The organism is Acinetobacter sichuanensis (assembly GCF_003024515.2).
Lineage (GTDB): Bacteria > Pseudomonadota > Gammaproteobacteria > Pseudomonadales > Moraxellaceae > Acinetobacter > Acinetobacter sichuanensis.
In genome coordinates, this window is record NZ_PYIX02000036.1 from 36,849 (window position 1) to 44,664 (window position 7,816).

Below are 7,816 nucleotides of genomic sequence, written 5' to 3' on the forward strand. Positions count from 1 at the left end.
ATGAATTTAACACGAATTTTTACATCATATTTTCATAAAAAACCACATCCTTATTGATGTGGTTTTATCATGATGTCTAATCAGACATGAAAATCATGTGTCATCATCTCACTGATCTGATTTAGAATTTAACAGCATCAACCTCAATTTCCACACGTTTTGTAGGTTTATAATCCACATCAACCTCACCACTCAAAGTCACCAAAGTACTTGCAGAAACAGCTTTACCTTTCCAAAGATCATCATCAATATCAACGGTAATTGCTCCCGTTTTATCTCGGAACTGATATTTTTCATCACCAATCGCTTTTACAACATATCCTTGAAGCTGAACCTTAGCATCATGTTTTAATGTCAATGCTTGCTTGACTGTTGTCGCGGTATATAAAGCTGTTTGATTAACCACTTGCGTTTGAGTCGCTGCTTGATTGACGATGGTATTATTTGCAACAGTAATAGAAGTCACAGTAACTAAAGTGGAAAATAATACTGCTTTTGTCATAAGTTTCATGTTAAACATCTCACTCTGTTCATTTTCGATAAAGTCATTAAAACAAAGTAAGATGAGGTGAATCTTAGGAATTCCTAATTTTTGATGATTATTTCATGGTTTTTACAAAATCAATTGGGTGAATTTTAAAATAAGTTTTAAGGTAAACTTTGTGCTAATTTTTCTTGCACATTTTTACAGTTTACGACTGTATTTGAGCTGATATATTGCTTACCTAACCATACTAAATGTGGATCACGTGCATATGGATTTACATATTTATATTCAACTAAAACGGAATTAAGCACATTCCACATTTTTTGGTGTTGATCATATTCGCTTGATGACATATTAATCGGCTTTGCTCTATTTACATACTCTGTATATTTATTGGTTAACATACAATTATTGAGTTTTTGACTCACGTCTTGTACAAGCAATGAGGTCATAATATGATCAGAATGGTCTTTTTGGTTAATATAAAGATTATCTTCAGCAATATTAAAACTAATCTCCTTTTCACCTGCTTCATATTTAATAATTTGCGCTAAAGTTTCTATAAAATCTTGTTTGGTATATTTATTTTTCTGATCAATACTAGAAATCATCTTAATATTGCCATGATACAATTTTTCTAAACTTTGAAAATTTGTAGTAGGAAAACCATTTCCTTGCATATTGCCATCAGGCAATAAAAAATTATACATCACAATATTTTCACCAAACTGTCGACGTGGCAAAAGATGTTGATTAAATTCTAAAGTTTTTTCTTGAATATTATTTTGATTATTATTCCAATAATGAATAGATTTTTCATAGGCAAGAAGTCGTGTTGCCCAAAATGTTTTACTAAAAGGTGAATAGCGAGAAAGATTGATTTCATGTCCACCATCCCCCGCCGTAGTCAAAATAAATACATTTTTATTTTTATGCTGAATATAAAATTGAGCATTTTTTGCCATAAACAATTGAATATCATCAGGATGGGCTGCAATAAAAAATTGTACACTCTGATTTTTTTGTGGAGACACTTGAGGTTTGATCTGAGGTGCAGGGTTATCTGAAGAACCACCACCACATGCAGATAAAGCAATAAAACTACTAACAACAATTAATTTAAAAATTCTTTTCATCATCTGCAAATAAAAGTTTATTTTATAAACACAATTATACTGAAAATGTGTCGTAGTTCTAGCTATTTCCCATAACAAGGATTGAACAAAAGTTTGAAAAAGCTTAGAAATGATTTTTTTGATAAAATAAGTTTTTGTTATTGAAGCAAAAATTTATCACTAAACCTTTGCTTCTTCTCAAATGACGATTTAATTTTCAATAAATTTAAAAAATGGTCAATTATTTTTAAACAGATTTAATTTAACGGTACGACTCTTAATACTTCTTCTAAAGTGGTCACGCCCTCTATGACTTTATGCGCACCAGCAATACGAAGTGGGTCTATTCCTTCTTGTTTTGCTTGAGCACGTAATTCGTCCAAAGTTGCATGCGCCGAAATTTTTTGCTTTGAGCTTAGGCTAATTGGCATAAACTCATAAATTCCAACTCGACCTTGATAGCCTGTTTGACGACATTCTTCACAGCCAACAGCTTTAAATACAAAATCAGGCATTTGTATTTGATAACCAAAAGTTAAATGTTTCCATTCTTGATCATTAATAAACGTTTCTTGTTTACAGTGTGGGCAAAGCTGACGAACCAAACGCTGTGCCAATACACCTAAAATTGTTGCTGCTGTCAAAAATGGTTGTACGCCTAAATCATGTAAACGCGTTAAACTCGAAGGCGCATCATTCGTATGTAAAGTTGAAAGCACCAAATGCCCTGTCAATGCAGCTTGAATTGCCATATTGGCTGTATCTGAGTCTCGAATTTCCCCAACCATAATAATATCAGGGTCTTGGCGCATTAAAGCTCGAATCCCGTCGGCAAAACCTAACTCAATGCCATGATTAACTTGCATCTGATTGAAACTTGGCTCTAACATTTCAATTGGATCTTCAATGGTACAAACATTGACTTGTTCTGTTGCTAATTGCTTAAGTGATGAATATAAAGTCGTTGTTTTTCCTGAACCTGTAGGTCCTGTCACCAAAATAATGCCATGACTATGTTGGGTAATGGCTTGCCAATCTTGTAATAATTTTCCATCAAATCCCAATTGTTTAAAGCTACGCACCAAAACTTCAGGATCAAAAATACGCATCACCAACTTTTCACCAAAGGCTGTTGGCAACGTTGCTAAACGGAGTTCTGTTTCTTGTCCTTTTGGTGTTCGTGTTTTTAAACGTCCATCTTGTGGTTTACGTTTTTCTGCAACATTCATACGCCCTAAAATTTTGATACGAGAAATGACAGCGGTTAAAGTGTTTGCTGGCATGTTGTAAATGGTATGTAAAACCCCATCAATACGAAAGCGAATTTTCCCATTGTCCTTACGTGGTTCTAAATGAATATCGCTTGCGCGTTGCTCAAAAGCAAATTGTAAAACCCAATCAACAAGTTTCACAATATGCTGATCATTTGCATCAGGGTTTTGGGTATCACCTAATTGCAATAAGGCTTCAACACCTTTATTTTCCTTATGATGTGCACCTGCTTTTTGCGAGGAAATAACAGCACGACTGACTTGGTAATATTCCACCAAATAACGTTGCAGTTGTTCAGGATTTAAAAGTACACGCTGAATTTTTTTAGGCTTTAAACTACTTTCTAAATTTTGTACCCAATCTTGGATAAATGGCTGATCAACACCAATCAAAACTTGATCGTCTTGTATCTCAACAGCCAATATTCGATTACGTAAAGCAAATTCTTGTGACATCACATTGGTTAAACTTGCCACATCTGCTTTTAAAGGATCAATCACATATAAAGGTAGTTGTGTTTTTTCAGACAACCACTGACATAAAACACTTAATGTCAGTCTTTTTTGTGGTGCAGTTTGGTCAGATAAATTAAAACTCGCAATCCATTGTAATGGATGCCATTTTAGTTGATCTCGTTGCCGATGCGTGGTTTGTACTAAAACTTTGTCGCGTTCGGTAATTCGTTGATCTTTTAATAATTGTTCTAAACACCATGTCGTGTCAATTTCAAAATTAAATTGCATTATTGTTTCCCCAATCGTATAGCCACTATAACAAATTATGTTTTATTATGAAGATCATTCAGTTTTATTTTATTTTAAATGCCTAAATTTTAAGAATTATTTAGCATAAATCTTTGCTTTTAAAATACTTTTAAATCGTCAAATTTAACCATTTAAAAGTACTTAAATACATAACTTTAACTTACTATTGGCTTGTCGTAGACCATAACATCGCGATTTTTTTCATGAGCGCAGCACGATAAGGTGCAGTAGGATTACAAGAATTTCGCTGTACTTCATTTTCATAAAAAGCTTGCCACTCTTGTACCATGTCGAGTGTCACACCTTGAGCTTGAATTTTTTGCACATCTTGCTGTTGAATTGTATTTAAACGCTGCTTAGCCCCTTCCTCACCCGTTTCCCAGCCAATGATTCCTTGCCCAAATGCAGGTAAACTGATGTTATTAGGCGTCTGAGGAATAGCATTACGCTGAATATCGGGATTTACTCGACATTCTGCATTGAGCATTTTTTGAGTTTGATTGTGTTGCTTGAGTTCTGTAGACGTACATGCTGTTAATACACATATTGTCATCACAGATACGATAAATACTTTCATTTTTGATTCAACTTACCTAACTTAGTTAAAATTTAAACTGCACATCTGCCACAAATTGACGACCTGTTTCTGACAAAATGCGACTTGCTGATTGTTCATAGTATTTATTATGACGGTTGAAGACGTTGTTCACAGTCAAACCTAAATTAAGTGCATAATCTCGACCAATTTTCATTGCATAAGTTGCGCGAGTGTCCCATGTAAACGCAGCAGATAAGCGTTCAGGGTTATATCGACTTTGTATAATTTCTCCGTTGTATTCATAGCGATCATTTTTAGCTATGGTACTTTTTTCCATCATATCATAAGCAGATCGATAACGTAAAAAATGAGTGAGTGTTAAAGGCGTATGATCAAACTTCATATTCCACACCGCACGAACGGTTAAAGGTCGGGCAAAATTATCAGCAGGCATATCCAGTTGTGAAATTATTTTTCCATCATATTCAACATAGTGCTGTTCATTGTACATAGAATCATCATAGTCATTAAAATTACGTTTAATTTGACTATAATCTACGGCTAAACTAAAGCTGTTTTTAGCCTGCAAAGCATTGATTGGTATAATGTTATCAATCTGTAATGTATAGGTTTTCGCTGAGCTTTGTCCATTATTGGTGTATTGATAATCACTGGCTGTATCAGCAATTTTATCTTTTCGTATTTGGTCTTTATAATCACGATTTACAAATTTCAATTGTGAACGCCAATTTCCAAGTACCGAGCTGATCGCAAAAAGAGATTCATCACTATAAGCGACATCTAATTGTGTACGTTGAATATTGCTACTGGCTGCATTTGCATTGCTGACTTTCCAAGCATCTTCTAAACTATTGCGACGTTCTTCACTCGTTAAGGCATTTTTCCCATCTTGTAATGCATAGCTAAAAGCATTATTAGAATAATAACGATTCCAGCCCACACTCAAATTCAAACGCTCATTCGAAAATGGTAAAATTTGTAGCAAACTTCGTGGCGCGACATTATTTTTCTTAGATAAACTATCATAATCTTGTCTTAGTCCAAGTCGTAACTTCAACCATTGATCTAACTGCATTTCATCTTCAAGATAACTAAACCAACGATCTTGCTGTACCTCTATTTCCCCTTCAGCATAATGACGACGACGTGCCAAATATTGCCCCGACACCGTACCATTGCTATAACTTAAATCACAATAAGGATCGAGACTTCCATCTGCTAAAGTACATGTATTTGTACCTAAACCACCATTTGACTTTGAAGGTAAATAATACATATAGGCATCCTCTAAACGCTTCCAATCTGCCTGATAATGCCCATAACCCACACCTGCTTTAAAATGATGTATAAATCCACCAAGTTCAAAATCCTTAAAATTTGATTTTAAATTATATTCCCAGTTGTCTTGACTCATTTCCAAATCACCATACCCCCCTTCAGTGCTTGAAAGTTGAGTCGACCAGTTTTTATCAGGTGATGTATTCCATGCCAGCATGGATGTACTCGCCGAGTCACGTGCGCGGTTTTGGCTTTGTAAAACAAGATTTTGTGTTAATACGGCATACTCTAAGTCATGCTTTAATTCAAAATCTAATGCCAGATTTTCACTTTGCGACTGAAATGAGCTATTGGCTAAACTTGGATTATGCTTATTATTACTTTCTTCTTGATAATACAAACCAAGCTTTAATTGATTTTTATCATCAAAATCATAAGATAAATTTCCTGAAAAATTATCAATTTGACGTGTTTGATTAGCAGGCTCTTGAGCAGCATAACTAGAAACCAAGCCAATTTCCGACCAACGTCGTGATGCAGACAAACTCAAACCTAAGCGTTCTGTCGGCTTGCCATAGACCGTACTACTTAAACCTTGTTTAACAAAGTTTTTTTGATATTTTGCGTTATCATTATCGGCAAAAGCATCAAATTCTTCAGCATCAACAAAATGGTACTTTGTCCAATCACTACTACTATAATCATAAGCAAGCGAGCCATGCACTTTACCGACTGCTGTATTGGGTATACAGGTTTTTGCCTGAATAACGCCACCCGTAAACTCGCCATATTCAGCACTTACACTACTATCTAATACCTCAATACCACATAACAAATCTGTATTAACAGTTGCTGTTAATGAACCACCATCAATAGATTCTATCCCTGTTCCATCTTTATCATCTGCTGGATTCAAAGCATTACCGATATTCACATTATTGAGTAAAAATTTATTGTCATAAAATAATGCACCATGAATACTGACATCCGATGCTGCCAAATCGCCAAGTTTTCCTGCAGCAAGCGCATTATTGTTAAACTGCACATTTGGATTCACTTTTAAAAAGTCAGTGATATTTTTTTGCGTATTTGGAATATTTTCTAAATCTTCTTTCGTATACTTACTTTGTCCGACTTGTATATTGGACTTCGCCTGTAAAATAACAGGGTTTAATGTCCTAATTTCTACGTTTTCATGAGATTGCACTTTTTCATTAGACAGCATTTCTGCCTGTGTACCTGAAGCACATAGCGCCATAGCAACAGCACAATAAATACGTGAATAAGAAAATAACATAGCAACAATTTACAAATATAAATAAGAATCAGTATTATTTACATTTACAATATTATTACAACAAAATTTATCTTTATTTGTTCAAAAAACTAACACTTAAAACAATTTAAAAATGCTTTAACTTAAATTAATGCTTTTTATCATCTTGCATAGAGTAACTATCATTCACGCTGTATTTTCTCTACAATAAAATGTGATGAATACAGCAAGGAAGTGAAAAATGTCTTTCAAAATTCATGTGATAGATGTAAAAAATCAATTACAAAATTACATTTGGCTCATTGAACATACCTCAAGTAAAAATGTGGTTGTTATTGACCCTACAGAAGCACATTTAGTTGAAGAATACTGTCAGACACATCAACTCACTTTAAGTCAAATTTGGCTGACACATTGGCATAAAGACCATGTGGGTGGTGTCCCCGCTCTAATAACTGAAAAAAATATTCCTGTCTATGGACCTCGCGAAGAACTAAGTCATCTTCCTTTTGTCACTCATCCTTTACAACATGATGATCAAATTACTTTTCATGATTTAAAAGTCGAGATCATTGCTGTTCCTGGTCATACACTTGGGCATATTGTTTATTTTATTGATGAAATTGATAGCGTTTTTTGTGGTGATACACTATTTGCTATGGGATGTGGACGCATGTTCGAAGGAACTGCTGAACAATTTTACCACTCACTTAATCGACTCGCAGCTTTACCACCACGTACACACGTATACTGCACACATGAATATACATTATCTAATGCAAAATTTGCCTTACATGTAGAACCCGACAATATTGCTTTGCAACAACGCGCTGAACACGTTCAGCAACTACGTGCTGAAGGAAAAATTACTTTACCTAGTACTATTGAACTCGAACTTGAGACTAATCCATTTTTAAGAGTGGAAAGTGTAGAAGAATTTGCTCGTATTCGTGCGATGAAAGACAACTTTTAAAATGATTTACCATGCATGATTTAAACAAATGCATGGTATTTTTAGAAAATAATTGATAAAACCTATTTATGTCATATTTTCTTACAGATTGA

The 7,816-nt window shown here is 34.4% G+C and carries 6 protein-coding genes; 1 reads left to right on the plus strand and 5 read right to left on the minus strand.

The window, feature by feature from the left end:
* Window positions 1-121: 121 nt before the first annotated feature.
* From C9E89_RS17115 to C9E89_RS17135, 5 genes are all read right to left on the minus strand, one after another.
* Window positions 122-511 (minus strand): NirD/YgiW/YdeI family stress tolerance protein, encoded by a 390-nt coding sequence (locus tag C9E89_RS17115; RefSeq protein ID WP_107009553.1) that lies wholly within the window; start codon window positions 509-511, stop codon window positions 122-124.
* A 137-nt stretch (window positions 512-648) separates the two neighbouring features.
* A complete protein-coding gene (locus tag C9E89_RS17120) occupies window positions 649-1,626 on the minus strand; it encodes a PIG-L family deacetylase (RefSeq protein ID WP_107009548.1) in 978 nt (325 codons plus the stop codon).
* A 233-nt stretch (window positions 1,627-1,859) separates the two neighbouring features.
* The gene (locus C9E89_RS17125; RefSeq protein WP_107009549.1) at window positions 1,860-3,617 is read right to left on the minus strand and encodes a GspE/PulE family protein; all 1,758 of its coding nucleotides are present in this window, start codon (window positions 3,615-3,617) and stop codon (window positions 1,860-1,862) included.
* Between the two features lie 184 nt (window positions 3,618-3,801).
* Window positions 3,802-4,125 (minus strand): DUF4951 domain-containing protein, encoded by a 324-nt coding sequence (locus tag C9E89_RS17130; RefSeq protein ID WP_378228125.1) that lies wholly within the window; start codon window positions 4,123-4,125, stop codon window positions 3,802-3,804.
* Window positions 4,126-4,240: 115 nt separating this feature from the next.
* The gene (locus C9E89_RS17135) at window positions 4,241-6,772 is read right to left on the minus strand and encodes a TonB-dependent receptor plug domain-containing protein (RefSeq protein ID WP_107009551.1); all 2,532 of its coding nucleotides are present in this window, start codon (window positions 6,770-6,772) and stop codon (window positions 4,241-4,243) included.
* A gap of 220 nt (window positions 6,773-6,992) precedes the next feature.
* On the opposite strand from C9E89_RS17135, the gene gloB reads away from it, so the two are divergent.
* Window positions 6,993-7,724, plus strand: a complete 732-nt coding sequence (gene gloB / locus C9E89_RS17140; protein ID WP_107009552.1) for a hydroxyacylglutathione hydrolase — start codon at window positions 6,993-6,995, stop codon at window positions 7,722-7,724.
* The last annotated feature ends 92 nt before the right edge of the window (window positions 7,725-7,816 follow it).